We start from the raw sequence: 26003 nt of genomic DNA, 5'->3' as shown, positions 1-26003 counted from the left end.
TGCAAGCATGGCTAGCGGAGGGCCTCCGCCAAGGCAGTGGCGGCTTCCCGCGCTGCCTGGCGGACGCCCTCGGCGCTCCAGTGGATGCCGTCGAGACCGGGGGCGACCATGGTCATGCTGCCGCCGGAGGGGAGGCCAAGCCCGGCCTGGGCGGCGCGGATGGCGGCGGCCCGGCGCTCCAGCCCAGGGTCGGGCGGTTGCCGGCGGGCGAGGCGAGGCAGCAGCATCGCCAGCCTGCCGCTGCCAAGCAAGGTGGTGCGGCCGAGCAGGGGCGATAGCGGGGCCAGCAGCACGGGCATCCCCGGCGAGCCCGCGCGGAGCGTGGCGGCCACGGCGCTGAGGCGCTCGGCATAGGCTTCGGGCGGGGTGCCGGCCAGCGCGTCGGTGGTGCCATGGGCGAGGATCAGGGCCGCAGAGGCAGGCATCGCCGCCATGCGCCGCAGCCGGGCGCCGGGCGGGGTGTCCGGATCGGCGAGGGCAGCGGCGGAGGCATTGCCCCAGGCGGCATTGACCAGGCCGAGCGGCATTCCCGGGCCGAGGCGGCGCGACAATTCAGCGAGCAGGATACGGGCGCCGAGCGGGGCGATCGCCGTGCTCCAGCCGCTGGACTCATCCGGCAGCAGGGCGGCTAGTCGCGGGGGCGGCGGATCATCCGGGCCGGCGGGGAAGGCGCCGACCTCGGGCGCATCGGCGGCGAAGAAGGCACCTGCCTGGGACTGGCCCGTGAGCACCACCACCAGCCCCACGGCGAAGCGGCCGCCGGCGGGCGCGGTACCCGCGGCGTCACGGCGGAGCAGCCGGTACCAGCCGCCGGGCGGCAGCCGCAGCGCGCCGTCCGGTACGGCGGGGGCCCAGGGGTGGAGAACACGGCCGGCCTCGTCCTCCACCTGCCATGTGGTGCCAGGCGTGGCGGGCAGGGCGAGGCGGGCTTCGCCGCCCTGCAGGGCATGGATGCTGTTCGGCGCCGGCTGGGCTGCGGCGGAGGAGGTCGCCAGCCAAGCCAGAGCCAGGAGGTGCCGGAGGGTGGGCACGCCGCTAACCGCGCCGCGTCAGGCTCCAGTAGAGCGGGCTGCGGCCCTCGCGCAGCGCCTTGGCCTCGTAGCGCGTGCCGGGCCAGCCCTCGGGGCGGGCGGTGGCGGGGGGCGGGACCTCGAAGAGATCCTGCTCCGCCATCACCTCGGCGACCCAGCCCTGATAGGTCGGGTCGTCGCTGGCGATGCGCCACTCCGCGCCGGGACGGAGGGCGCGGGCGACCAGCGGCAGCAGCGTGGGATTGACGAAGCGGCGCTTGGCATGGCGCGCCTTGGGCCAGGGATCCGGGAAGAGCAGGAAGAGGCGATCGAGCGACCCTTCCGGCAGCAGGCCGAGCAGGTGGCGGGCATCCTGCGGCCAGAGACGGAGGTGGGGGGGCAAGGCGCCGGTCGCCTCCTCGCCCTCGGGGACGAGATGGGTGAGGAGGGAGCAGAGGCCGTTCTCGAAGACCTCGGAGGCGATGTAGCCGATGCCGGGATGGGCCGCGACCTGCGCCAGGCTGTGCTCGCCGCCGCCGAAGCCGACCTCGAGCCAGAGGGCGTCCACGGGCGTGGCGAAGGCGGCGCGCGGGTCTGCCGCCTGCTCCGGCGAGAGGCGGAGGCGGGGCAGGGTCTCATCCAGCAGGCGCTGCTGGCGCGGCCGCAGCGGATGGCCGCGGCGGCGGCCATAGAGCCGGTCGGGGATGCCTTCGGCGAGAGGCGGACGGTCGGCGGTCATCGGATGTCCTGGATGAAAAAAGGGGGCGGCGCCGCAGCACCGCCCCCAATAGCCTGTCCGGCGCGAAGGTTCAGCGGCCGAAGGCGCGCTTCAGCTCCGGCGCCAGGAGGTCGGTGCGCTCCCAGGTGAAGGTGTCGCGCGCCAGGTCCGGCTTGCGGCCGAAATGCCCGTAGGCGCTGGAGGGGACATAGATCGGGCGGTTCAGGCGCAGCATCTCGCGGATGCCACGGGGGGAGAGGTTGACCATCTCCTGCACCACGGCGGCGAGCTTCGCCTCGTCGATGTCCTTCCCCGTGCCATGCAGGTCGAAATAGACCGAGAGCGGCTTGGAGACGCCGATGGCGTAGGAGACCTGGATGGTGCAGCGATCGGCGAGGCCGGCCGCAACCACGTTCTTGGCCACGTAGCGCGCGGCATAGGCGGCCGAGCGGTCCACCTTGGTCGGGTCCTTGCCCGAGAAGGCGCCGCCGCCATGCGGAGCCGCGCCGCCATAGGTGTCGACGATGATCTTGCGGCCGGTGAGGCCGGCATCGCCGTCCGGGCCGCCGATGACGAATTTGCCGGTCGGGTTCACGTAGAACTCGGCCTCGGGCACCTCCCAGCCGGCGGGGAGGACGTCGCGCACGATCGGGCGCAGCAGCTCCTTGATCTCGGCCTGCTCCAGGCCCTCGTCATGCTGCGTCGAGATCACGACGCAAGTGACGCCAACCGGCTTGCCGTCGACATAGCGGAGGGTGACCTGGGACTTGGCGTCGGGCTGCAGGCCGCGGGCGCGCTTGTCGCCGGCATGGCGCAGCTCAGCCATCACCCGGAGGATGTTGTGCGCGTAGGTCAGCGGCGCGGGCATCAGCTCGGGCGTCTCGTTCGTCGCATAACCGAACATGATGCCCTGGTCGCCGGCGCCCTCATCCTTGTTGCCGGCCGCATCGACGCCGACGGCGATATCGGCGGACTGGGCGTGCAGGTGGCATTCGAAGGCGGCGTTCCGCCAGGAGAAGCCTTCCTGGTCGTAGCCGATATCCTTCACCGCGGCGCGGACCAGCTCCTCCAGCATGCCAGCCGTGACACTCTCCGGCCCGCGCGTCTCGCCGGCCAGCACGATGCGGTTGGTGGTGACCAGCGTCTCGCAGGCCACGCGCGCATAGGGGTCCGCGGTGAGGAAGGCGTCGAGCACCGTGTCGGAGATCCGATCGGCGACCTTGTCGGGGTGGCCTTCGGACACGGATTCGGAGGTGAAAAGATATTCGCCCTTTTCGCGCATGGCTTGGTTCGGCCTCTTGTCGCGGGTAACGGTCCGGCATACCCCGGCCTGGCTGACCCCGAGCGGGGCGGGCGTGGTGTCGCAGGCAGGGGGCAGGGGGTCAAGCGGAAGGGGGGTATCTCATAACAAAGATTGTTTCGATGTCGTTCATATCATGCCGAGGACGTGCTGCATGTCATAGAGGCCGGGCGCGCGGCCCTGCAGCCAGAGCGCGGCGCGGACGGCGCCGGTGGCATAGGCCCGACGGTCGAAGCTGCGATGGGTGAGGATGATCTGCTCCGCCCCGGCGGCGAAGATCAGGCTGTGCTCGCCGACCACTTGCCCGCCACGGAGCGCCGCGAAGCCGATGGTGCCGGTGCCGCGGGCGCCGCAATGCCCATCCCGCCCGCTTTCCCGCCCGGCTTCCTCCAGCGTGGTGCCGCGGCCGCGGGCAACGGCCCGACCCAGGGCGACGGCGGTGCCGGAGGGGGCATCCACCTTCTGGCGGTGATGCATCTCGAGGATCTCGGCATCGTATTGCGTGGCAGGCAGGGCGGCGGCCATGCGCTCGGCCATGGCGAGGACGAGGTTCACCCCGGTGGCGAAATTGGCCGCATAGACTATGGGGACGGTCCCGGCTGCGGCGGCGACGGCGGCTTCCTGTGCGGCGGACAGGCCGGAGGAGCCGAGGACGAGGGGCTTGCCGGCGGTCATGGCCGCGGCGGCATGGGCCTCGGCGGTGCCGGCATGGGTGAAGTCGATGACGACATCGCTGGCGGCGAAGAGGGCGGCAGGGTCCTCGCCCCGGCGGAGGCCGCCGGCCAGCATCGCGCCGGCGGCTTCGACCTCCTCGGCCAGCAAACGGCCCATGCGGCCGGCAATGCCGGCGATGCCGATGCGGATGGACATGGGCTTCCCCCTTTCCCAACTGGATGGGCCGGGTTTAGGGGGAGGTCATGACGGCGTCGAGGTAGGTCAGGGCACCTCGGCCCAATAGGGGCGGACGCCGTAGTAGTCAGAGACGCGCTGGCCCCATTGGCGGTCGGCCCAGTCGACCTCCTCAGACGTGGCGTAGCTGGGGGCGCCCTCGAGCTGGTCGCGGTCGAGATCGACGACATAGCCGCCGAGATCCACATCGTAGCGCAGCATGGACCAGGGAAGCGGATGGTACCGCTCACCGATGCCAAGGAAGCCGCCGAAGGCCATCACCGCATAGGCGACGCGTCCGGAACGCTTGTCCAGCATGACGTCCTCGACCGTGCCAAGGCGTTCGCCCCGCCGGTTGAAGACCGGGCTGCCGCCGACCTTGGCCGCCGCGATGAGCTGCGCGGTCTCCTCGATTGCCACGCCAGGCGCAACGGGGCTGCTGGTCATTCAGCATCTCCTGTCGGAAAGGGGAGGGGGGGGCGGGCGACGGTGCGGTGGGACCAATCGCGCACCGCCGCCTGCCTGGACCGCCGGTTGGGGGGTAGTACGGCGGTCGTGTCATGAAACGCGGCGAATCAAGGCCGGTTCCCGTGGCCGAATCATTCCCCGGGCGCCAAGCAGGGCAGCCTGGCGGATGCTGCCCTAGCGGGCCAGCCCGTCCCAGAAATCCTTCACCTTGGCGAAGAACCCCTCGCTCTCCGGGCTGGTGCGGCCGCCCTTCTCCGCCTCGGCTTCGAATTCCTCGAGCAATTCGCGCTGGCGCTTGCTGAGGTTCTGCGGCGTCTCGACCGAGACCTGGACATACATGTCGCCCCGCGCCGCGCTGCGGAGGACGGAGAAGCCCTTGCCGCGCAGGCGGAACTGGTCCCCTGCCTGGGTGCCGGCCGGGATGGTGACCCGGGCACGGCCGCCATCGACCACCGGCACCTCGACCGCGCCGCCAAGCGCCGCCTGCGTCATACGCAGCGGCACCCGGACGAAGATATTGGCGCCATCCCGCTGGAAGATCGGGTGCTGGCGGATGCCGATATCCACATAGAGATCGCCCGCGGGTGCCCCGCGCAACCCGGCCTCCCCCTCGCCCGCCAAACGGATGCGGGTGCCGTCCTCGACACCGGCCGGGATGGAGACGCTGAGGGTGCGGTCGCGCTGCACGCGGCCGGCGCCCTGGCAGACCTTGCAGGGGTTCTTGATGATCCGGCCCTGGCCACCGCAGGTGGGGCAGGTGCGCTCGATCAGGAAGAAACCCTGCTGCGCGCGGACCTTGCCCGCACCCTGGCAGGTCGGGCAGGTCTGCGCCGCGGTGGAGCCGGCCTCGGCGCCGGTGCCGCTGCAGGCCTCGCAGGAGACGCTGCTCGGCACCCGCACGTTGGACTTGGTGCCGGCGAAGGCCTCCTCGAGGCTGATCTCGACCGTGGTGCGGAGATCCGCGCCGCGGCCCGAGGCCTGGCGCTGCCTGCCGCGGCCACCGCCGCCGCCGAAGCGGCCGAACATCTCCTCGAAGATGTCCTCGAAGCCGGCGCCGAAGGGATTGCCCCCCGCGCCGCCACCCCCGCCCGGGCCGCCGCCGCCCTCGAAGGCGGCATGGCCGAAGCGGTCATAGGCCGCGCGCTTCTCCGCATCCTTCAGGACGTCGTAGGCCTCGTTCAGCTCCTTGAACTTGGTCTCGGCTTCCTTGTCACCCTGATTGCGGTCAGGGTGATAGGCCATCGCCAGCTTGCGATAGGCCTTCTTCAGCTCGTCCTCGCTCGCCTCGCGGGAGACGCCGAGGATTTCATAATAGTCTCGCTTCGCCATGGCCGGGGCGATATCCCCTGAGGAAGGTGCAGCGAAAAGGGCCCGAAGGAGGCTTTCCCCGGGCCCGAGCTCCGACTTGCCCGGCCGGGGGCCGGGCGGTCCGCCTGAGGCAGGTGCCGCGTCCGGGCATCAACCCGAACGCGAACCCAGCTTAGCCGGACTTCTTCTTGGTGGGGTCGACTTCCTCGAAATCGGCGTCCACCACCTTGTCGGAACCGCCAGCCGCGCCGCCGGCACCGGGCTGGGCGCCACCGGCCTGCTGCTGCTCGGCGGCCTGCTGCGCCTTGTAGAGCGCCTCGCCGACCTTCATCGTCGCCTGGGACAGCGCCTCGGATGCCGAGCGGATGGCGTCCAGATCGCCGCCCTCGAGGGCGGTGCGGGCCGCGGCGATCGCGGATTCGACCTCACCCTTCTCGGCCGGGCCGATCTTGTCGCCGTTCTCCTTCAGCGTCTTGTCGCTGCTGTGGATCAGGGCTTCCAGGTTGTTCCGGGCCTCGACGGTCTCGCGGCGCTTCTTGTCGGCCTCGGCATTCGCCTCGGCGTCCTTCACCATCCGCTCGATGTCGTTGTCCGACAGGCCGGAGCGGGCCTGGATCTTGATCTGCTGCTCCTTGCCGGTCGCCTTGTCCTTCGCGCTGACGGAGACGATGCCGTTCGCGTCGATGTCGAAGGTGACTTCCACCTGCGGCACGCCACGCGGCGCCGGCGGGATGCCCTGCAGGTCGAAGTTGCCGAGCAGCTTGTTGTCGGCCGCCATCTCCCGCTCGCCCTGGAAGACCTTGATCGTCACGGCGGTCTGGTTGTCGTCGGCCGTCGAGAAGACCTGGGACTTCTTGGTCGGGATGGTGGTGTTGCGGTCGATCAGCCGGGTGAACACGCCGCCCAGCGTCTCGATGCCGAGGCTCAGCGGGGTCACGTCGAGCAGCAGGACGTCCTTCACCTCGCCCTTCAGGACGCCGCCCTGGATCGCGGCGCCGATGGCGACGACCTCATCCGGGTTGACGTTGCGGGCCGGCTCCTTGCCGAAGAACTGCTTCACCGCCTCGATGACCTTGGGCATGCGGGTCATGCCGCCGACCAGGATCACCTCGTCGATCTCGCCGGCGGTGAGGCCGGCATCCTTCAGCGCCTGCTTGCAGGGCTCGAGCGTGCGGGCGATGAGGTCATCGACCAGCGCCTCGAGCTTCGAGCGCGTCAGCGTCATCACCAGGTGCTTCGGCCCGGAGGCGTCGGCGGTGATGAAGGGCAGGTTCACCTCGGTCTGCTTGGCAGAGGAAAGCTCGATCTTCGCCTTCTCGGCAGCTTCCTTCAGGCGCTGCAGGGCGAGCTTGTCGCCGCGCAGGTCGATGCCCTGCTCCTTGCGGAACTCATCGGCCAGGTAGTCGATGATGCGGGCATCGAAGTCCTCGCCGCCGAGGAAGGTGTCGCCGTTGGTGGACTTTACCTCGAAGACGCCGTCGCCGATCTCGAGCACGGAGACGTCGAAGGTGCCGCCGCCGAGGTCGTAGACCGCGATGGTGCCGCCCTTCTTCTGGTCCATGCCATAAGCGAGGGCTGCCGCCGTCGGCTCATTGATGATGCGCAGCACCTCGAGCCCGGCGATGGCGCCGGCTTCCTTGGTGGCCTGCCGCTGGGCGTCGTTGAAGTAGGCGGGGACGGTGATGACGGCCTGCGTCACCTTCTCGCCGAGATAGGCCTCGGCGGTCTCCTTCATCTTGCCGAGAATGTTCGCGCTGATCTGCTGCGGCGCGTATTTCTGGCCCTCGACCTCGACCCAGGCATCGCCGTTGTCGGCGCGCGCGATCTTGTAGGGGACGAGGTTGATGTCCTTGTTGACGATCGGGTCGTCGAAGCGGCGGCCGATCAGGCGCTTCACCGCGTACAGCGTGTTGTTCGGGTTGGTCACAGCCTGGCGCTTGGCGCTCTGGCCAACCAGCCGCTCGCCATTCTTGGCGAAGGCGACCATGGAGGGCGTCGTGCGTGCACCCTCGGCGTTCTCGATGACCCGCGTTTCCTTGCCTTCCATGATGGCGACGCAGGAATTCGTGGTCCCGAGATCGATGCCGATAACCTTGCTCATCCGTACTTCTCCTCTGCGGCGGGCGAGGGCGGCCCTGGCATGGCACCGCACCCGTCCCCTTGAACTGACTCGGCCCGAGCCGGGCCCGGGCCATCTTCGGATGGGAATATTGCCGGAATGCTGCCGGCGACGTTCCCGATGTATGACCCGTCCAGGGGCAGGACAAGCCCCCGGGCCGGGTTATGGCTAAATTTTAGGCGGCCGAGGCGCTGGCGCTGCCGCCGGCCGCGACGACGACCATGGCGGGCTTCAGCAGGCGGCCGTTCAGCGTCCAGGCCGGGGTCCAGGCCTGGATGACGGTGCCGGGGGCGACGCCCTCGGGTGCCGGCTGCTCGGCCATCGCCTGATGGAGCGCCGGGTCGAAGGGCTGGCCCTGGGCCTCCTGGCGCTGGATGCCGTGGCGCTCGAGCATGCCGAGGAAGCTGCGCTCGACGCCCTCGAAGCCCTCGCGCAGCTTCACCAGCAGCGGATCCTCGTCGCCACGCGGGGCGGGCAGCGCCTCGATCCCGCGGCGCAGGTTCTGGGCCGCTTCCACGACGTCACCCGCGAATTTCTGGATGGCGTAGTTGCGGGCATCGGCCACCTCGCGCTGGGTGCGGGAGCGCAGGTTCTGCGTCTCCGCCTCGGCGCGCAGCCAGCGGTCGCGGGCCTGGGCGATCTCGGCCTCGAGGGCGGCGATGCGCTCGGCGAAGGGGTTCTGCGGGGACTGGTCGGGGCTCGATTCCGCGGCGGTCGCGCCGGGGACTGTGCCCATGGAGTTCGCGGCGGTGTCATCCGCCGGCGCGGTGCCCGGCGGCAGGTCGGATGGATCGCTCATGCCTGTCTTTACGAAAGATGGGGGGCTCCGTGGAACGAAGCCGATGAGGCGTCAGGTAGTCGCTGCAACAGCCCAGGGCAACCGGTCTCGCGCGCTTTGGGCGAGGAAGCCTCAGGCCAGGCGCGGGTCATACAGCCACCGGCGCTGCTTGGCGGCGGTGATGCCGGCGCTGTCCGGGTGCTGCGGGTTGATGAGAATGTTGCACTCCTCCGGGACGATCACCGAGGGGAGGATGAGCAGGGCGGAGCGGCCCGACCGCAGCCATCGCGTGCCAAAGGCGATGCTGGCGCGGCCGGCCGGCTGCGCATCCCAACCAACGGGCAGCGTGTCGGCGCTCTCGCGCCGGGCGGCCTCCCAGAGCGCCTGCGGGATCATCAGCGCGACCAGGTAGCGGTTGAGCGGCAGGCCACCGGCATTCAGGTGGACGATGGTCTCCAGGCAGGCGAGGGCGCGGCTTTCCGAGGTGTAGAGGACGGGAAGCCCCCCCTCGTTCCAGCGCCCGCCGGTCTGCTTGGCGCCAGCGCCGGAGAGGTCATCGGCCTCGTAGTCGGGCGTGTCCGTGGCGATCCGCCAGACGGTGCGGCTCACGCATAGGCCCCGCCCTGCATCTGGGCGAGGGTGGTGGAGACCAGGGCCTGGCCCTCCATCGTGTCCATCAGGTCCATGGGCCGCCGGCCGCCGAGGGCAGGCAGCGGCGCCTGCAGCCAGCGGGCCATCCAGCCGGGGGCGTCGAAGCCCTCCGGGTCGCCGGATGCCTGGACCATCGCCTCCAGCTGGCCGACCAGCTTCGCCATGCCGAGCACCCGCTCGCTCTCGCCCGGCGAGAGGGTCCCGTCCTGCTTGGCCTTCTTGTTCACCGTCGCGGGCGACAGGCGCAGCGCCTTGAGCGCGGCGCCCTGGCCGATGGCGAGGTCGGCGAAGATGCGCTTGGCCTCGCTGGCGGAAAGGCCAGCCTTGATCATCTCGACCCGCTCGAGGGCGGAGGCCTGGTAGAGGCGGAGATAGTGGGAAAGGCCGGTTGGTGCCGCCTGGGAATGCATGGGTCATGCTCCTTCGAGCAAATCAATTGCTCAAAGGAGCAACGCAAGTCAAGGCGCGTAGGCGTAGGGCCCACCACGCTCCAGCGCCTGGCGATAGGCGGGGCGCGCCTGCAAGCGGCGCAGCAGGCCGAAGAGCGCGGGGCGGGAGGCGTCGAGCCCGCCGCGGGAGGTGGCGGCCTCGAGCGGGAAGCTCATCATCACATCGGCGGCGGTGAGGTCGGGGCCGGCGAAATAGCCCTCCTTCGCCACCTCGGCCTCCAGGTAGTCGAGCATGGCGGCGAGGTTGGCGTCGATCCGGGTGAGGACGGGGGCGGCCGCCTCGCCGACGCGCATCAGGTAGAGCTTCACCAGCAGGGGCGTCATCGCCGATCCCTCGGCGAAATGCAGCCAGTAGCGGAAGCGGCGATGGGCCGGTGTGCCCGGCGGCGGGGCGAGGCGTCCGGCGCCATGCCGCTCCAGGAGCGCCTCGACGATGGCGCCGGTTTCGGCGAGGACCTCGCCTTCCTCGACCACCAGGGGCGACTTGCCGAGAGGGTGGATCTGCCGCAGCTCGGGCGGGGCCAGCATGGTCTGCGGGTCCCGCTCGTAGCGGATCACCTCATAGGGCACCCCCAGCTCCTCCAGCAGCCAGAGGATGCGCTGCGAGCGGGAGTTGTTGAGGTGGTGGACCTGGATCATCGGGGCCGCTCCGTCGGGGGTGCCCCGACTATAGCAGCACCAGCCCCGCCCGCGCGCCGCGCGCCACCGCATCCGCCCGGCTGGCGGCGCCCAGCTTCTGCAGCACCGCGGCGACATGCGCCTTCGCGGTGTGGAAGGAGAGGCCGAGCCGCCGTGCAATGACCTTGTTGGAGGCGCCGGCGGCCAGCAGGTCCAGCACCTCGCGCTCGCGCCGGGTGAGGCCGGCCTCCATCGCCACCGGGGGGGCGGCGCGCCCGGCGAGGCTGGCGAGCTGGGCGGGCGGCAGCACCGCCAGGCCGCGGGCGATGGCGGGCAGGGCGGCCGCCAGCAGCGCCGGGGCCGCATCCGGCGGCAGCACGGCGCGGGCGCCGGCCCGCAGCGCGGCGAGCGCCGTGGCGCCCTCGGCCAGCACCAGGGTCGGCGGGCCTTCGGGCTCCACCCTGGGCAGGTCGGTGACCGTTACCGCTGCATCGGCCGTGTCCTCCACCAGGCGGATGCCGGGCAGGTCGGCGAGGCGGGCGGCGATATCGCCATCCGTGGCATGGACCGTGACGGCGGCAAGGCTCGCCGGGCGGCGCGGGGGAGGCCGGTCGAGGAGGGTTTCGGCTGGCATGTCAGGCTGCCGCCCGCTCGCCGATGCGGAGCGTCACCCGCCGGTGCTCGCCGCCGCGGATGAGGTCGAGCACGACCTCCGAACCGATGCTTTCCGGGTCGAGCCGGGCCAGCATCTCGCGCACCGAGCCGAGCGGGGCGCCGTCCCAGGCCGCCAGCACGTCGCCGAGCAGCAGGCCGGCCTGGCCGGCCGGACTCCTCGGGTCGATGCCGACGACGATAAGGCCCCGCAGCCCCTCGGTCCGCACCGGCTGGAGGGCCAGGCCAAGATAGCCGCGCGCCACCCTGCCATGGCGGCCGATATGCCCGACCGAGCGGGCGATGGTCTCGGCCGGGATGGCGAGCGCCCGGCGACGGGGGCCGGGCACGGCCATGCCGACGAGGCGGCCGGCATGGTCGAGCACCACGCCGCCCTCGGCCACCGGGTCTAGCCGGAGGCCGAGCTGGATGCGCCGCTCCAGCCGGCCGCCGCGCATGGAGCGCCAGGGGCCGCCGACCTGGGCGGTGGCGCCGAAGGCCAGCAGCGGCCCGTGCTCGTCCCGGCCGATGGCGACCACGAGGTGGCCGGCTGCCAGCGCCTCCGGCGGGGCGAGGTCGAGCGGCGACAGCGGGCCGGTCTCGGCCCGCAGCAGGGCGACATCGGTGCCCGGGTCGCGGCCGGCCAGCGTCGCCGCCACCTCTCGCCCATCGGGCAGGGTGAGGGCCAGCTCGTCGTCCCGCTCCAGCGCCTCCTCGGCCGTGACCACCAGACCTTCGGCCCAGAGCAGGCCGGAGCGGGCCCGGCCGTCGCGGCCATGGACGGCGACGGTGCGCGTGGCGCCCAGCGCGCCGAGGGCCGCCAGCCGGTCGGAGAAGGCGGCGAGGGAGGGATGCGGGGCGTCGCTCATGATGCCTATGTGTGCATCCCCCGGCCCGGCCGCCATGGCCCGAATGGCGGGTGCGGCATGCCCCGGCGCCAACCGTTTCGTGAAGCCTCATCGCAACGGTACCACCGTGGGGTGGTTGACCGGGAGGCGCGGAACGGGCGCCATAGGCCGGGTTGGGGCTTTGGGGGACTTTCTATGTCGAAGCTGCTGTCTTGGCGCGGGCCGGCGCTGGCCGCCGTGCTCATGCCGCTGGCCGGGTGCGGCCTGACCGTCGAGCGCAGCGACCGTATCGCCTCGATCGAACGGAATCTCCAGGCGTCCGAGGCGCAGGGTACCTTGCTGCGCGGCCGCGTGACCGAGCTGGAAGCGGCGCTGGCGGCCGAACGGAATGCGGCGGGCGAGCTGGCGGCGCTGGAGGCGCGGCTCGCCGCCGCCCGGCGCCAGCTGGCCCAGGCCCAGGGCTCGCGCGGCACGGCGGAGGCCGAGGCGCGGCGGCTGCGCGAACGGCTGGCCGAGGAGGAGCGCCAGCTCGCCGAACTGGAGCAGGCCAGCACCCAGCGGCGCGGCAGCCTCGGCGAGACCGAGACCCGCATCGCCGGCCTGCGCGACCAGGCGTCGGCGGCCGAGCGCCGGTTGACGGAGTTGCGCGACCAGGCCTCGGCTCAGGATGGGCGACTGTCCTCGCTCGGCGAGCGGGCGGTGGCCGAGGAGCGCCGGCTGGCCGGGCTACGCGAGATGGCGGCCACCACCGAACGCCGGCTGGCCAGCCTGCGCGACGAGGTGGCGGGCGAGGACCGCCGCCTGGTCGGCCAGCGCGAGCGGGCAACGCAGGAGGAGGCGCGGCTGCAGAGCCTGCGCGCCACCATCGCCGAGGCGCAGCAGGCCCTCGCCCAGCGCCAGCAGGCAGGCGGCGAGGCGGAGCGGCGGATCGCCGCGCTGCGGGCCGATACCGCGACGGCGGAGCGCGAGCTGACGGCCAGGCGCGGCGCCCTGGCCGAGGCGGAGACGCGGCTGGCCAGCACCAATCGCGGCGCCGAGGAGGTGGCCGGGCGGGTGCGCGGCCTCGAGCAGCAATCGGGTGAGGCGGAGCGGCGCCTGGCCGGGATGCGCGAGGAGCTGGGCCAGGCCGAGGTTGCCCTCACCCAGCGGCGCGGGGCGGTGGAACAGGCCCAGGCGGAGCTGACCCGTGTTTCTGCGGCACGCGACGACGCGGCGGCGACGCTGCGAGGACTCGAGGCGCGGAGCGCGACCTTGCGCGCCGAGGTGGGCGCGGCCGAGCGGCGCCTGGCCGAGCTGCGCGACGGCACGGCAGCCGAGGAGCGGCGCCTGGCTTCCGTGCGGGCCGAGGCGCAGGCGGCGGGAACGGAGCTCGCCACCCGCCGCGCGGCGCTGGCCGAGGCGGAAACCCAGGCCCGCCAGGCGGGCGGCGCCACCGATGCCGCCCGGCAGGAGGCGGCCCGGCTGCGCGACCAGGCGGAGACGCTGCGCTCCGAGGTGGCCCGCATGGAGCAGCGCCGCCAGCAACTCGCCGGCGAGATCGCCGAGGGCGAGGGACGGCTCGCCCAGCAGCGGCGCGAGCTGCAGGCGCTCGGCGAGCGGATGGCGCGGGAGCGGGCGGCGGAGCCGGCGAGCGGCCAGCCCATGCCTCTGGAGGCCCCGTCGGAGGGTGGCGGCGCCCCGAACCGCGCGCCCTGAGGAGGGCGTGATGTATGTGACCCTGACCAGCAAGCCCGGGCAGTTCCGCACCGAGCCGACGCCGGGGCTCGCGCCGGTGAGGGCGGGCCCATTGGTGGTGAACTGCGTACCGGTGAAAATTCTCCGGCATTTCGGCACGGTGGAGGCGCGGCGGAAGATCCGCACCCTGGCCACCTTCGGCCGGATCGATGCGCGGCTGGAGCCGGCGGCGCCGTGATCACGGTGCGCTTCCTGACCAGCGGACGGCAGGCGGAGGTGACCGAGAGCACGAGCCTGCTGCGGATCTCGATCCGCGAGAAGGGTGGCATCCCCTTCAAATGCGGCGGCGGCGTCTGCGGCATCTGCCGGTGCCGGATCGAGGAGGGGCGGGGCCGGACGGATGCGGTGAAGCCGAGGGAGCGACGGCACCTGACCGAGGCCGATCTCGCCGAGGGCTGGCGCATGGCCTGCCAGACCTTTGTCACAGGCGACGTATCCGTCTCCTGGCCCGAGGAGAAGACGCAGGGAGGGCCGGCGGCATGAAGGCGGCGCAGAAGCTGGAACTCGCCGAGGCGCGGGCCTCGGCGCGCTGGTGAAGGCCGATATCAAGCGGTGAGGACCCTCCTCCTCGTCTGGCACAGCATGACGGGCGGCACGCGGCAGATGGCCGAAGCCGCCGCCCGCGGGGCCGAGCATGGGGCCGAGGGGGAGGTGCGGGTGCGCCTGCTGGCGGCGCCGGAGGCGGGGCCCGGGGATGTGCTCGGGGCGGATGGCTATGTCTTCGCCACGCCCGAGAACCTCGCCGCCATGGCCGGGCTGATGAAGGACTTCTTCGACCGCTGCTACTACCCGGTGCTCGACCGGGTGAATGGCCGGCCCTATGCGGCGCTGATCTGCGCCGGCAGCGACGGCACCAATGCGGCGCGGCAGATCGGGCGGATCGCGACCGGCTGGCGGCTGCGGGCGGTGGCGGAACCGCTGATCCTCTGCACCCGGGCACAGACGCCGGAGGCGATCCTGGCACCGAAGACCATCCCGCCCGAGGATCTCCGCCGCTGCGAGGAGCTGGGCGCGGCGCTCGGTGCCGGGCTGGCGATGGGGATCTACTGAGAGGCAAGGCCGAAGATGCGGCTTTGCGGCAGGCAGGCCCACATCGGTGCCAAGCGCTTCGAAGCAGCCCCGGAGCCTGGCCCAGATGCTGTCGCTCACCGGGATGCGGGCCCTGCAACGCCATGCCGGCGATGGTAGGGTCGGGCCATGCCGGGCTCTCCCCATCGCCTCCTGCGCCGCGCCCTCCACCTGCCGGTCATCCTGCTCGCCCTGGTGGCGGTGCTGCTGGAGGCGACGCTCTGGCGCTGGCTGACGGCGCTCGGGCGGGCGCTGTCGCATCTGCCGGTCTTCGCGGTGCTGGAGCGGGTGGTGGCGCGGCTCAGCCCGCGGATGGTGGTGGTGGCCTTCGTGCTGCCCTTCCTCGCCTTCATCCCGCTGCTGAAGCTCGGCGAGCTCTGGCTGTTCCTGCACGGGCATGTGGTGCTGGGGGTGCTGGTGCTGCTGGCGACGAAGGTGGTGGGCGTGGCCTTCTCCGCCCGGCTCTTCGCCATTGCCCGGCCGAAGATGCTGCAGGTGCGGAGCTTCGCCTGGGCCTATGGCAAGGCGATGCGGCTGCTGGACTACGGACATGCGCTGCTGGAGCGCATCCCGGCCTGGGTGGCGACGCGGGACTTCCTGCACCGGATGGGAGCGATGGGCCGGGCGCTGCTGGCTGCGGGCTGGCGCCTCCTTCGCGCCGGAATGGGGCACGGGGCGAGGCACGGGTTCCGGCTGCGCCTCGCCGCCGCCATGCGGATGCTGCGGCGTTAAGCGGCTATCGCCAGGGCTCCACAAGGATCTTCGCGTGCCGTTCCGGGCTGGCGAGGTCCTGGAAGGACTGGCGCACGCCCTCGAGGCCGGTGCGGCCGGTGATGAGGGGCGCGACATCCATCCGCCCGCTGGCGATGTGGTCCAGAGTCTCGCGGAATTCCTCCGCCGTATAGGCAAGCACGAATTGCACGCTGAGCTGCTTGACGATGCCGAAGAAGGGCTCGAAGCGGTCCGGCTGCATGCAGACGCCGACGATGACGATGCGGGTGCCGGCGGGGGCGCCCTCCATGATCTGCTGCATCACGCCGGGGACGCCGACGCACTCAAAAACCACTGCCGGGCGCCGCCGCGGCGAGGTGCCGAAGAGCTGGGCGTAGCGGGCAGGGTCGAAGCCCTCCGGCGTCACTGCCGCCTCGAGCGCGGCATAGGGGGAGGCGGAGCCAGGATCGATGACGGTGGTGGCGCCCATGCGCGTGGCCAGGGCCCGCCGGGCGGGGGAATAATCGGCCGCGATGATCGGGCCGGCGCCGCGCAGCTTCAGCGCGGCGATCACCGCAAGGCCGACCGGGCCGCAGCCGATGACGAGGGGCACATCCGCCTCCGTCATATGGGCGAAGTTCACCGCATGCAGGCCGACCGCCATCGGCTCCACCAGCGCGGCATGGTCCGGGTCCATCCCCTCCGGCAGGGGCAGCAGCATCCGTTCGGCCAGCGGCAGGTATTCGGCGAAGGCGCCGGGCACCTCCGGGTTGTAGCCGATGCCCTGCACCATGGTGCCGCGGATGGTCAGCGGCATGGAGGTGACGAGCGTGCCTGGCCGGAAGCGCCCCTCGGTGCCGGGGCCGTTCGCCACCACCTCGCCGACGAATTCATGACCGAAGACCACGTCGCGGTCGGCCGGCATGCCGAAGCGGCCGCCGCTGCGGGCCGAGAGATCGGCGAATTCCTTCGCATGCTTCGCCGCATGAAGGTCGGAGCCGCAGATGCCGCAGGCCCGGGTGCGGACCAGCACCTGGCCCTCGCCGAGCTCGGGGTCGGGGATGGTGTCCACCACCAGGTCGCCCTGGCGGAATACCGCTGCGCGCATTGGCGCTTCCTCCTGCTGTCGTTGTGCGCATCCTAGCCGAGCTTCGCCGGCAACCCGCAAGCTGTCACGGAAGGGACGCCGAACCGCCATCCGGTGGTCAAGCTTGATGCGCTATCGCCCCCTGCCCATGGACAGGGTGGTGGGATGATGCAACGGCCGCGGAACGTGCTCCTCATCGTGGTGGATCAGTGGCGTGCGGATTTCATGCCGTGGTTGGGGGCGGATTTCCTGCGCACGCCGAATCTCGACCGGCTCTGCCGCCAGGGCGTCACCTTCCGCAACCATGTGACGACGACGGTGCCCTGCGGGCCGGCGCGGGCGAGCCTGCTGACCGGCCTCTACCTGATGAACCACCGGGCGGTGCAGAACACGGTGCCGCTGGATGCGCGGCACATGAATCTGGGCAAGGCGCTCCGCCGCATCGGCTACGACCCGGCGCTGATCGGCTACACGACGACGACGCCCGACCCGCGTACCACCGGGCCACGCGACGGGCGCTTCACCTATCTCGGCGACCTGATGGAGGGGTTCCGCAGCGTCGGCGCCTTCGAGCCCACGATGGACGGCTATTTCGGCTGGCTGGCGCATAAGGGCTACAGGCTGCCGGAGCGGCGCGAGGATATCTGGCTGCCGGAGGGTGAGGATGCCGTGCCCGGCGCCACCGACCGGCCCTGCCGCATCCCGGCCGAGCTCTCGGACACCGCCTATTTCACCGACCGGGCGCTGACCTACCTCAAGGGCGTCAACGGCAAGCCCTGGTTCCTCCACCTCGGCTACTACCGGCCGCATCCGCCCTTCATCGCGCCGGCGCCGTACAACACCATGTACTCGCCGGCGGAGATGCCGGGCCCGGTGCGCCAGGCGGATTGGCGGGAGGAGGCAGGGCAGCATCCGCTGCTCGACTTCTACCTGCGCGGCATCAGCCAGGGTTCTTTCTTCCATGGTGCGGGCGGGGCGGTGACGGGGCTCGACGAGGCCTCGATCCGGCTGATGCGGGCGACCTATGCCGGGCTGATCAGCGAGATCGACGACAATCTCGGCCGGGTCTTCGCCTATCTGGAAGAGACCGGCCAATGGGAGGACACCATGGTGGTGTTCACCTCCGACCATGGCGAGCAGCTGGGCGACCATTGGCTGCTCGGCAAGATCGGCTATTTCGATGAGAGCTTCCGCATCCCGCTGGTGGTGAAGGAGGCCGGGCAGCCCGCGCGCCCCGGCGCGGTGGAGAGCGCGCCGACGGAGAGCATCGACCTGATGCCGACCATCCTCGAGGCGCTGGGTGGGGAGATCCCGCGCGCCTGCGACGGCTCATCGCTGGCGCCGCTGCTGCGGGGCGGCCCGCCCGCCGGCTGGCGCGACGCGCTGCATTACGAATACGACTTCCGCGATATCTTCTACTCGCGGCCGGAGAGCCATCTCGGCCTGCAGATGGATGAGAGCAGCCTCTGCGTCATCCAGGATGCGCGGTTCAAATACGTGCATTTCGCGGCGCTGCCGCCGCTCTTCTTCGATCTGGAGCGGGACCCGCACCAGTTCACCAACCTCGCCGGGAGCCCGGACCATGCGGGCCTGGTGAAGGACTACGCGCAGCGCGCCCTCTCCTGGCGGCTGCGCCATGCCGAACGCACGCTGACCGCGTATCGCGCCACGCCCGAAGGGCTCGAAGACCGGGGGACCAACACATGATCGACCGTCGCAGCCTCATCGCCGGCACCGCGCTTGCCGCCGGCCTGCCGCGCTTCGCCATTGGCCAGGCGGACCAGCGGCCTTCCATCACCGTCGCGGTGCAGAAGATCAGCAACTCCAACACGCTGGAGCCGCTGCGCGAGCAGAGCAATGTGGGCGAGCGGGTGATGGTGACCTCCCTCTGGGAGGGCCTGCTCGGGCGCAACCATGCCAGCCGGCTGGAGACCGTGCCGGTGCTCGCCACCGAGGCGCGGCGGATCAGCGACAGCGTGGTGGAACTCACGCTGCGCCAGGGGGTGAAATTCCACAATGGCGACGAGCTGACGGCCGAGGATGTCGCCTTCTCCTTCGGCAAGGAACGCATGTTCGGGCCGGGCGGGCCGAACAGCAGCGGTACCATCCGCGTCGGCGAGGTCAATCCGGGCCGGGCGGGGCGTGATCTGCCGATCGAGGTGCCGGCGGTCGCCAATCGCAGCTTCCCGGGCTTCGAGCGCATCGAGGTGGTCGACAAGTACACGCTGCGCTGGATCAACCGCACGCCGGATGTGACGCTGGAGGGGCGGCTTGCCCGCTACGGTGCCGAGATCGGCAGCCGGCGCGGCTTCGCCGAGGCAGCGACGTGGCTGGACTGGGCGCGGCAGCCCGTCACCACGGGACCCTACAAGGTGGCGGAATTCCGTGCCGACAACTCGCTCACCCTGGTGGCGCATGACGAGTACTGGGGCGGACGGCCGCCCTTGAGGCAACTGCGCTTCGTCGAGGTGCCCGAGGTGTCCTCCCGCGTGAATGGGCTGCTCTCGGGCGAGTACCACTTCGCCTGCGACATCCCGCCGGACCAGATCTCCGGCATCGAGCGCAACCGCGCCTTCGAGGTGCTGGGCGGCACCATCCCGAACCACCGGCTGACGGTGTTCGACAAGAATTTCCCCGCGCTGCGCGACCCGCGCGTGCGCCGCGCCTTCACCCATGCGATCGACCGGCAGGCGATCGTCGACAGCCTCTGGGCCGGGCGCACCGCCACCCCGCGCGGGCTGCAATGGGAGTTCTATGGCGACATGTTCCTCGCCGACTGGGCGGTGCCCCAGCATGACCCGGCCGAGGCGCGGCGGCTGCTGCGCGAGGCGGGCTACAAGGGCGAGCCGATCCCCTATCGCCTGCTGAACAACTACTACACCAACCAGGTGGCGACCGCGCAGGTGCTGGTCGAGATGTGGCGTGCCGCCGGGCTCAACGTCCAGATCGAGATGAAGGAGAACTGGTCGCAGATCCTGGAGGCGACGCCGACGCGTGCGGTGCGCGACTGGTCCAACTCCGGCCTGTTCAGCGACCCGACCTCGTCGCTGACCAACCAGCACGGGCCGAACGGGCAGCAGCAGCAGGTCGGCGAATGGTCGAACGAGGAGTTCAACCGGCTTTCGCTCGAGCTCGAGACCAGCACGGACCGGGCGCGCCGCCGGGTGGTTTTCCGGCGGATGCTGGAGATCGCCGAGCGGGAGGACCCCGCCTATACGGTGCTGCACCAGAACGCGACCTTCACGGCGAAGCGCCGCGATATCCGCTGGCGGGCGGCGCCGGCCTTCGCCATGGATTTCCGCGCGGCGAATTGGGGTGTCTGAGCCCCTTGTCGCCATCCGCGGGCTTGCCGTCGATTTCGGCGGCGCGCCCGCGCTGCGGGGGATCGACCTCGCCATCGCCCCGGGGGAGGCGCTGGGGCTGGTGGGCGAGAGCGGCTGCGGCAAGTCCGTCACCTGGCTGGCGGCGCTCGGGCTGCTGCCGGGCCGGGCGCGCGTCTCGGGTAGCGTGAGGCTGGCGGGCGAGGAGATCCTCGGCGCGGCGCCGGCGGTGCTCGACCGGGTGCGCGGCGGGCGGGTCGCCATGATTTTCCAGGATCCGGCGAGCAGCCTGAACCCCGTCCATCGCATCGGGCGGCAGGTGGCGGAGGCGCTCGGGCTGCATCGCGGGCTGCGCGGCGTGGCGGCGCGGGCGGAGGCGCGGCGGCTGCTCGACCAGGTCGGCATCCCGGATGCGGGGCGGCGGCTGGACGCCTATCCACATGAGCTTTCCGGCGGGCAGAACCAGCGGGTGATGATCGCCATGGCGTTGGCCGGGCAGCCGGAGCTGCTGGTGGCGGATGAGCCGACCACGGCGCTCGACGTGACGATCCAGGCGCAGATCCTCGAATTGCTGGGCGCGCTGCGGCGGGAGACGGGGATGGCGCTGGTGCTGATCTCCCACGACCTCGGTGTCGTGGCGGAGACCTGCGAGCGGGTCGCTGTGATGTATGCCGGGCGGATCGTGGAGGAGGCGCGGGTCGCGCGGCTCTTCGCGGCGCCGACCCATCCCTATACGCAGGGCCTGCTCGGGGCGTTGCCGCCGCTGGATGGGCCGCGCCGGCCGCTTTCGGCTATCCCCGGGAGCGTGCCGGAGCCGAATGGCATGCCGCCGGGCTGCGCCTTCGCCCCGCGTTGCCCGCATGCGGCGGCGGCCTGCGCGCTCGGCGTGCCGGAGGCGGTCGCGGTCGAGCCGGATCATGCCGCCGCCTGCCTGCGCGCGGTGCGGGAGCTGCTGCCGGCATGAGGAAGGCACCCCTGCTGGAGGCCATGGGCCTCACCCGCCGCTATGCAATGCGGCGCGGCTTCCTCGGCCGGCCCGTCGAGGTCCGGGCGGTGGATGGCGTCTCCCTCACCCTGGAGCGGGGGCGGACCCTCGGCCTGGTCGGCGAGAGCGGCTGCGGCAAGTCCACCACCGGGCGGCTGGTGCTGGGGCTGGAGATGCCGGATGCCGGCAGCGTCGCCTTCGAGGGCCAGCCGATGCCGGCGCCGGGCACGCCTCCCTGGCGGGCGATGCGGGCGCGCATGCAGATGGTCTTCCAGGATCCGCTCGGGGCGCTGGACCGGCGGATGGCCATCGGGGCGCAGATCGCGGAGCCGCTCGAGATCCATGGCATCGGCGCCAGGCGGGCGGAGCGGATGGAGCGGGTCGCGGCGCTGCTGAGGGATGTCGGGCTGCGGCCGGACCAGGCGGTGCGCTATCCGCATGAATTGTCGGGCGGGCAGCGCCAGCGCGCGGTGCTGGCGCGGGCGCTGGCGACCGACCCGGCGCTGCTCGTCTGCGACGAGCCGATCAGCGCGCTCGACGTCTCGATCCAGGCGCAGGTGATGAACCTGCTGGTCGAGCTGCAATCCCGCCTGGGGACGGCGATCCTCTTCGTCAGCCATGACCTGCGGGCGGTGCGGCAGGTGAGCCATCGGGTGGCGGTGATGTATCTCGGCCGCATCGTCGAGGAGGGTGAGCCGGATGCGGTGCTGCACGACCCGGCGCACCCCTATGCCCAGGCGCTGGTCTCCGCCATCCCGCATCCGGGGCGCGGGCAGCGGCGCATCCTGCTGCAGGGCGACCCACCCAATCCGGCGGACCGGCCGAGCGGCTGCGCCTTCCATCCGCGCTGCCCGGTCGCCGTGGCGATCTGCGCGAAGGAGGACCCGATGCTGAAGCCGCGGCCGGGCGATGGCCGGCGGGTGGCCTGCCATGTGGCGCAGGGCGAGGTGCCGGCGCCGTCCGTTGGGCGGAGCGCCGCCGGGCTGAACCGACCGGCCCAGATATCGAAGGCGGCCTAGGGATGCTGCGTTTCCTCGGCTTCCGCCTGCTGCGGGCGGCCATCACCATCGTCATGGTGGTCAGCTTCGCCTTCGTCGTGCTGCGCCTTTCGGGCGATCCGGCGCAGATCATCATGGGGGCGGATGCGCCGCCCGAGGCCATTGCAGCCTTCCGCCGGGCCTGGGGGCTCGAGGAGCCGCTCTGGCTGCAATATCTCCGCTATTTCGGGGCGATCTTCAGCGGCGATCTCGGCCGGTCCATGCGGGACGGGCGGGAGGCCATCGCGCTGGTCGCGGAGCGCATCCCGGCGACGCTGGCGCTGACCATCCCGGCATTGCTCATCAAGCTCGGCATCGGCATCCCGGCCGGGATCACCGCGGCGCTGCACCGGAACTCGCTGGTGGACCGGGCGGTGATGGTGCTGGCGGTGGCGGGCTTCACCGTGCCCTCCTTCGTGCTCGGGCTGCTGCTGGTGCTGGTCTTCGCGGTGCAGCTCGGCTGGTTGCCCTCGGGCGGGCAGGAGAGCTGGCGGCATGCGATCCTGCCCATCGTCACCATGGGTGTCGGCGGCGCGGCGGTGCTGGCCCGCTTCACCCGGAGCGCGATGCTGGAGGTGCTGGGCCAGCCCTATATCCGTACCGCCTCGGCCAAGGGCGTGCCCTGGCGGGCGGTGGTCTGGGGCCATGCGCTGCCGAATGCGGCGATCCCGACCGTGACGATCATCGGCTTCATGGTCGGCTCGCTCATCGCCGGCGCGGTGGTGGTGGAAAGCGTCTTCTCCTGGCCCGGGGTCGGGCGGCTGCTGGTGGTGGCGGTGGCGAACCGTGACCTGGCGGTGGTGCAGTGCATCCTGCTGCTGGTGGCGGCGACCATGGTGGCGGCCAATCTCGTGGTCGACCTGCTCTATGGCGCGCTCGACCCGCGGCTTCGGCAGAGGGCGGGCTGAGATGTCGGGGATTGCCTTGCCGATCGGCCTGGTGGACGGCCGGAAGCGGCGACGCCGTTGGCCGCTGCTGGTGCTCGCCGCCATGGCCTGGCTCGGGCTGATGCTTGGCATCGCGGTGCTGGCGGATGCGGTCGCGCCCTATGCCTATACGGCACTCGACCTGCGCAACCGGCTGGCGGCGCCGGGGGCGACATGGCTGCATCCGCTCGGGACGGACGAGCTGGGGCGGGACGTGCTGTCGCGGCTGATCTTCTCGATCCGCATGAGCCTGCTGATCGCCTTCGGGGCAACGATCATCGGCGCGCTGATCGGCACCGCGCTCGGCGTGCTGGCGGCGCATTTCCGCGGCTTCGTCGAGCAGGTGGTAATGGCGCTGGTCGATTTCTCGGCGAGCCTGCCCTTCCTCATCCTGGCGCTGGCGGTGCTGGCCTTCTTCGGCAATTCGCTGACGCTCTTCATCTGCCTGCTCGGGCTGCATGCCTGGGAGCGCTACGCGCGGATCGCGCGGGGCCTTGTCATCAGCGCCGGTGCGCAGGGCTATGCGGCGGCGGTGCGGCAACTCGGCGCCTCGCCCTGGCGGATCTATGGGCGGCATGTGCTGCCGAACATCGCCTCGACGCTGATCGTCTCGATGACGTTGGCCTTCCCCGAGATCATCCTGCTGGAGAGCGGGCTCTCCTTCCTCGGCCTTGGGGTGCAGCCGCCGGAGACCTCGCTCGGCGCCATGGTGGGCTATGGGCGGGAGTACCTGACGCGGGCGCCCTGGATCCTGCTCTCGCCGGCGGTGGTGATCGTGCTGACGACCTTCTCCGTCTCGGTGCTGGGGGATTGGTTGCGCGACCGGCTGGACCCGACGCTGCATTGAGACGGATCGCGGCGCCGCGGGAGCAGGCGCTGACGGCCCGGGACGGCTACGGCGCGTGCATCTCCTCGGCCAGAGCCGCGGCGCGCGCCAGCGGCACCTCCATCTCGCAGACGAGCCCCGAACTCTCCCAGCCCAGAACCACCCTGCCGCCGAGCTGGCCGCTCACGGTCGCATCGAGCACGCGCGAGCCAAAGCCGCGACGGGTTGGCGCTCCTGCGATGGCAGGTCCGCCCGCCTCGGCCCAGCGCAGCCGCAGCGTTTCCCCTGAACCATCATCGAGCTGCCAGGATACCGACACCGATCCCCCTGGCGTCGAGAGCGCGCCGTGCTTGACCGCATTGGTCGCCAGCTCGTGCAGCGCCATCGCAACCGGCTGCGCCGCCCCGGGCGGCAGGACCACCGGCGCGCCCGACAGCCCGATGCGGGGCCCGTGCTCGCCCACGAAGGGCGCCAGCTCGCCCTCGACCAGCATCCGCAGGTCGGCTCCGCGCCAGCGATCCTCGGCCAGCAATGTCTGGGCCCTGGCCAGCGCCGCCACCCGGCCCAGCGCCGTTTGCCGGAAGGAGGCAACGTCGGGAGCCTGGGTCAGCCGCAGCGTGGCCTGCACCACGGCAAGGGCATTCTTGGCGCGGTGGTCCACCTCGCGCGCCAGCAGCGCCTGCCGCTCCTCCGCTGCCTTCCGCCCCGTCACGTCCTGGCCGATCTTGAGGAAGCCGCGGAGGCTTCCGTCCATCCCGCGCAGGGCCACGGTGCTGCCCTCGATGAAGACGCGCGAGCCGTCCTTGCGCAGGTGCCAGCGCACATCCGGCGCGCTGCCCTCGGCATGGGCCGTGGCCAGCTCCTCCTGCGGGGCACCCGCCGCCCGATCCTCCGGCGTGAAGATGATGGCCGTGGACTGGCCGACAACCTCCGCGGCGTACCAGCCGAAGACCGCCTTGGCGCCCGGCCACCAGGTCTCAATCAGGCCCTCCGGGCTGGTGGTGAAGATGGCATAGTCCCGCGCGCTATCGACAATGAGCCGGAGGTGCTGTTCGCTCTCGCGCAGTGCCTCCTCCACCTGCCGGCTCTCGGTGACGTCGCGCGTTGTTCCGGCGACCGCCTCGACCCGGCCATCCGCACCGATGACCGGCACGAAGATGTAGTCATAGATCCGGCGCCCCAAGGTGCCGGTGAAGGGCACCTCGCCCCGGACCGGTTGCCGGGTTGCGACCACCTGCTCGATTTCCCGGTCGTGCATGGCCGCGTGCCAGGGCTCGTAGCCAAGCTCGAGGCAGGTCTTGCCGATCGCGTCGTCCCAACTCCGGCCCCACATCCGCAGCAGGCCCTCATTGGCGTAGATGAAGCGGTGGTCGAGGTCGAAGACATAGGCGAGGTCAGGGGTATTGGCGAGGATGGCTTCGTAGAGCCGCCGCTGGCGCTCGGTCTCGGCCTGGCTGTGCCGTAGGGCCTCCGCGTTCCGCTTGCGCAGGGCCTGTTCGGCACGGACCTGCCCGGTGGTCTCGATGGCCGTGCAGTAGAAGCCGGCAACCATGCCTGTCTCGTCGGGCAGCGGCGTCCAGGAGAAGGTGAACCAACTTATCGGCACGCCGGGGCGGCCCGTCAGCGCGACCGGCCGGTCCACGAAGTGCTGCGACCTGCCAGCCATCGTCGCGCCAATGATGGGGCGGTACTCGTCCCAGACTTCCGCGAATAATTCGGCATAGGGCTTGCCCAGGGCACCGGGGTGCTTGGTGCCGAGGATCGGGATGTAGCTGTCGTTGAACAGCGAGACGAGCTCGGGGCCCCAGGCGATGTAGACCGGCTGCGCCGTGGCGAGCATCAGGTTGACCACGGTTCGCAAGCTTTGCGGCCAGCCCTCGATGGGCCCGAGCGGCGTCGACGCCCAGTCATGGGCGCGCAGGCGCCCTGCCATCTCGCCGCTCGCGCCCGGGAAGCCGGGCCAGGTTTCAGCGTCCACGGGGCCGTCTCGGCGGCGGCGCCGCGCGGCGAGTCAAGTCTGTTTCAAGGTCACAACGGGCAGGAGCGACCGGATCTTGGATGAAGGCAGCAAGGCCCGGCTTGAGCAACACGGTCATGGCCTTGGGCGGAAGCATGGAGCAACCTTAGGCGTTGGCAAGGAGCATGCCAATCTTTGCCATATCCGTAGGAGCCGGATCGGCCTGCCAGAGGCCGCAACCGTCGCATGCGAAATGATCCCGAGGATGGTGACGTCCCTACATTTCAGCATGCGCCGCTGCGAGACCATGGGGCGCGGCATGGCAGCAGGGACCGTGGCGCCGTGCAGCCCGATGGTGCCAACTTAAAATTGCGTTAAGTGGTTGATACTATCATTGGCTGGCAAGTCTCACAGAAATCGCCTCGGCAATGATTTGGTGTGCTGGAGGGTAAACTAGGGTCTGTGACCGGACTGTCTGACTAACCGATCTGGCTCCGATCTGGTCTCTGGCCGCGCCACCTTGGAAGGTCTTGAGGCTTTCAAGGA

General features: G+C 71.3%; 26 protein-coding genes. 11 read left to right on the top strand and 15 right to left on the bottom strand.

What is annotated here, in order from left to right:
- Nucleotides 1-11: 11 nt before the first annotated feature.
- The 13 genes from BLR02_RS14905 to BLR02_RS14845 all read right to left on the bottom strand — a co-directional run bounded on the left by BLR02_RS14905 (nt 12) and on the right by BLR02_RS14845 (nt 11827).
- The gene (locus BLR02_RS14905) at nt 12-1031 is read right to left on the bottom strand and encodes an SGNH/GDSL hydrolase family protein (RefSeq protein WP_090663761.1); all 1020 of its coding nucleotides are present in this window, start codon (nt 1029-1031) and stop codon (nt 12-14) included.
- Between the two features lie 4 nt (nt 1032-1035).
- Entirely contained in the window at nt 1036-1749 is a 714-nt protein-coding gene (trmB, locus tag BLR02_RS14900; protein WP_090663760.1) for a tRNA (guanine(46)-N(7))-methyltransferase TrmB, read from the bottom strand.
- Between the two features lie 70 nt (nt 1750-1819).
- Nucleotides 1820-3010, bottom strand: a complete 1191-nt coding sequence (metK, locus tag BLR02_RS14895; protein ID WP_090663759.1) for a methionine adenosyltransferase — start codon at nt 3008-3010, stop codon at nt 1820-1822.
- Nucleotides 3011-3157: 147 nt separating this feature from the next.
- Entirely contained in the window at nt 3158-3898 is a 741-nt protein-coding gene (gene dapB / locus BLR02_RS14890; protein WP_090663758.1) for a 4-hydroxy-tetrahydrodipicolinate reductase, read from the bottom strand.
- Between the two features lie 66 nt (nt 3899-3964).
- On the bottom strand, nt 3965-4363 hold the full coding sequence (locus BLR02_RS14885) for a PRC-barrel domain-containing protein (protein WP_090568611.1): 399 nt from the start codon (nt 4361-4363) through the stop codon (nt 3965-3967).
- Nucleotides 4364-4558: 195 nt separating this feature from the next.
- Complete coding sequence (dnaJ, locus tag BLR02_RS14880) at nt 4559-5713, bottom strand: molecular chaperone DnaJ (RefSeq protein ID WP_090568613.1); 1155 nt, start codon at nt 5711-5713, stop codon at nt 4559-4561.
- Nucleotides 5714-5864: 151 nt separating this feature from the next.
- Nucleotides 5865-7793 (bottom strand): molecular chaperone DnaK, encoded by a 1929-nt coding sequence (gene dnaK, locus BLR02_RS14875; protein WP_090663757.1) that lies wholly within the window; start codon nt 7791-7793, stop codon nt 5865-5867.
- Between the two features lie 193 nt (nt 7794-7986).
- Nucleotides 7987-8610 carry a nucleotide exchange factor GrpE gene (locus tag BLR02_RS14870; RefSeq protein ID WP_090568620.1) on the bottom strand — a complete coding sequence of 208 codons (624 nt, stop codon included), beginning with the start codon at nt 8608-8610 and terminating at the stop codon, nt 7987-7989.
- 111 nt (nt 8611-8721) lie between these two features.
- Nucleotides 8722-9198, bottom strand: coding sequence for an RES family NAD+ phosphorylase (locus BLR02_RS14865; RefSeq protein ID WP_090568621.1), 477 nt, complete (start codon nt 9196-9198; stop codon nt 8722-8724).
- Complete coding sequence (locus tag BLR02_RS14860; protein ID WP_090568624.1) at nt 9195-9650, bottom strand: antitoxin Xre/MbcA/ParS toxin-binding domain-containing protein; 456 nt, start codon at nt 9648-9650, stop codon at nt 9195-9197. The genes BLR02_RS14865 and BLR02_RS14860 overlap by 4 nt, the downstream gene beginning before the upstream one ends.
- Nucleotides 9651-9698: 48 nt before the next feature.
- Nucleotides 9699-10328 (bottom strand): glutathione S-transferase family protein, encoded by a 630-nt coding sequence (locus BLR02_RS14855; protein ID WP_090568629.1) that lies wholly within the window; start codon nt 10326-10328, stop codon nt 9699-9701.
- Nucleotides 10329-10356: 28 nt separating this feature from the next.
- Nucleotides 10357-10941, bottom strand: coding sequence for a helix-turn-helix transcriptional regulator (locus BLR02_RS14850; protein ID WP_218127962.1), 585 nt, complete (start codon nt 10939-10941; stop codon nt 10357-10359).
- Between the two features lies 1 nt (nt 10942).
- A complete protein-coding gene (locus BLR02_RS14845) occupies nt 10943-11827 on the bottom strand; it encodes a S1C family serine protease (protein ID WP_176849586.1) in 885 nt (294 codons plus the stop codon).
- A 174-nt stretch (nt 11828-12001) separates the two neighbouring features.
- On the opposite strand from BLR02_RS14845, the gene BLR02_RS14840 reads away from it, so the two are divergent.
- The 5 genes from BLR02_RS14840 (at nt 12002) to BLR02_RS14820 (ending at nt 15340) form a co-directional block, all read left to right on the top strand.
- The gene (locus tag BLR02_RS14840) at nt 12002-13501 is read left to right on the top strand and encodes a coiled-coil domain-containing protein (protein WP_090663755.1); all 1500 of its coding nucleotides are present in this window, start codon (nt 12002-12004) and stop codon (nt 13499-13501) included.
- Between the two features lie 10 nt (nt 13502-13511).
- A complete protein-coding gene (locus BLR02_RS14835) occupies nt 13512-13718 on the top strand; it encodes a hypothetical protein (protein WP_090663754.1) in 207 nt (68 codons plus the stop codon).
- Complete coding sequence (locus tag BLR02_RS14830; RefSeq protein ID WP_090663753.1) at nt 13715-14023, top strand: 2Fe-2S iron-sulfur cluster-binding protein; 309 nt, start codon at nt 13715-13717, stop codon at nt 14021-14023. Before BLR02_RS14835 ends, BLR02_RS14830 begins: the two co-directional genes overlap by 4 nt.
- A gap of 69 nt (nt 14024-14092) precedes the next feature.
- On the top strand, nt 14093-14590 hold the full coding sequence (locus BLR02_RS14825; RefSeq protein ID WP_218127537.1) for a flavodoxin family protein: 498 nt from the start codon (nt 14093-14095) through the stop codon (nt 14588-14590).
- Between the two features lie 147 nt (nt 14591-14737).
- Nucleotides 14738-15340 carry a hypothetical protein gene (locus tag BLR02_RS14820; protein WP_090663752.1) on the top strand — a complete coding sequence of 201 codons (603 nt, stop codon included), beginning with the start codon at nt 14738-14740 and terminating at the stop codon, nt 15338-15340.
- A gap of 4 nt (nt 15341-15344) precedes the next feature.
- Here BLR02_RS14820 and BLR02_RS14815 read toward each other — a convergent pair whose 3' ends face one another.
- A complete protein-coding gene (locus BLR02_RS14815; RefSeq protein ID WP_090663751.1) occupies nt 15345-16427 on the bottom strand; it encodes a zinc-binding dehydrogenase in 1083 nt (360 codons plus the stop codon).
- A 147-nt stretch (nt 16428-16574) separates the two neighbouring features.
- Here BLR02_RS14815 and pehA point away from each other — a divergent pair, with 147 nt between their 5' ends.
- Genes pehA through BLR02_RS14785 form a run of 6 tightly spaced genes read left to right on the top strand, consistent with a single transcriptional unit; the run spans nt 16575 to nt 23521 of the window.
- On the top strand, nt 16575-18113 hold the full coding sequence (gene pehA / locus BLR02_RS14810) for a phosphoric/sulfuric ester hydrolase PehA (protein ID WP_090663849.1): 1539 nt from the start codon (nt 16575-16577) through the stop codon (nt 18111-18113).
- Nucleotides 18110-19729 carry an ABC transporter substrate-binding protein gene (locus tag BLR02_RS14805; protein WP_090663750.1) on the top strand — a complete coding sequence of 540 codons (1620 nt, stop codon included), beginning with the start codon at nt 18110-18112 and terminating at the stop codon, nt 19727-19729. Before pehA ends, BLR02_RS14805 begins: the two co-directional genes overlap by 4 nt.
- The gene (locus BLR02_RS30875; RefSeq protein ID WP_090568652.1) at nt 19722-20690 is read left to right on the top strand and encodes an ABC transporter ATP-binding protein; all 969 of its coding nucleotides are present in this window, start codon (nt 19722-19724) and stop codon (nt 20688-20690) included. Before BLR02_RS14805 ends, BLR02_RS30875 begins: the two co-directional genes overlap by 8 nt.
- Nucleotides 20687-21730 (top strand): ABC transporter ATP-binding protein, encoded by a 1044-nt coding sequence (locus BLR02_RS14795; RefSeq protein WP_090568654.1) that lies wholly within the window; start codon nt 20687-20689, stop codon nt 21728-21730. The genes BLR02_RS30875 and BLR02_RS14795 overlap by 4 nt, the downstream gene beginning before the upstream one ends.
- 2 nt (nt 21731-21732) lie before the next feature.
- The gene (locus BLR02_RS14790) at nt 21733-22656 is read left to right on the top strand and encodes an ABC transporter permease (protein ID WP_090568657.1); all 924 of its coding nucleotides are present in this window, start codon (nt 21733-21735) and stop codon (nt 22654-22656) included.
- A 1-nt stretch (nt 22657) separates the two neighbouring features.
- On the top strand, nt 22658-23521 hold the full coding sequence (locus BLR02_RS14785) for an ABC transporter permease (protein ID WP_176849585.1): 864 nt from the start codon (nt 22658-22660) through the stop codon (nt 23519-23521).
- A gap of 46 nt (nt 23522-23567) precedes the next feature.
- Here the strand turns inward: BLR02_RS14785 and BLR02_RS14780 are convergent, their stop codons facing one another.
- A complete protein-coding gene (locus BLR02_RS14780; protein ID WP_143018145.1) occupies nt 23568-25478 on the bottom strand; it encodes a sensor histidine kinase in 1911 nt (636 codons plus the stop codon).
- Between the last annotated feature and the right edge of the window lie 525 nt (nt 25479-26003).

Origin of the sequence: Belnapia rosea (genome assembly GCF_900101615.1) — a bacterium.
GTDB classification, from domain to species: domain Bacteria; phylum Pseudomonadota; class Alphaproteobacteria; order Acetobacterales; family Acetobacteraceae; genus Belnapia; species Belnapia rosea.
The sequence above is the reverse complement of the archived record's forward strand: the minus strand, read 5'-3'. Positions and strand labels throughout refer to the sequence as shown.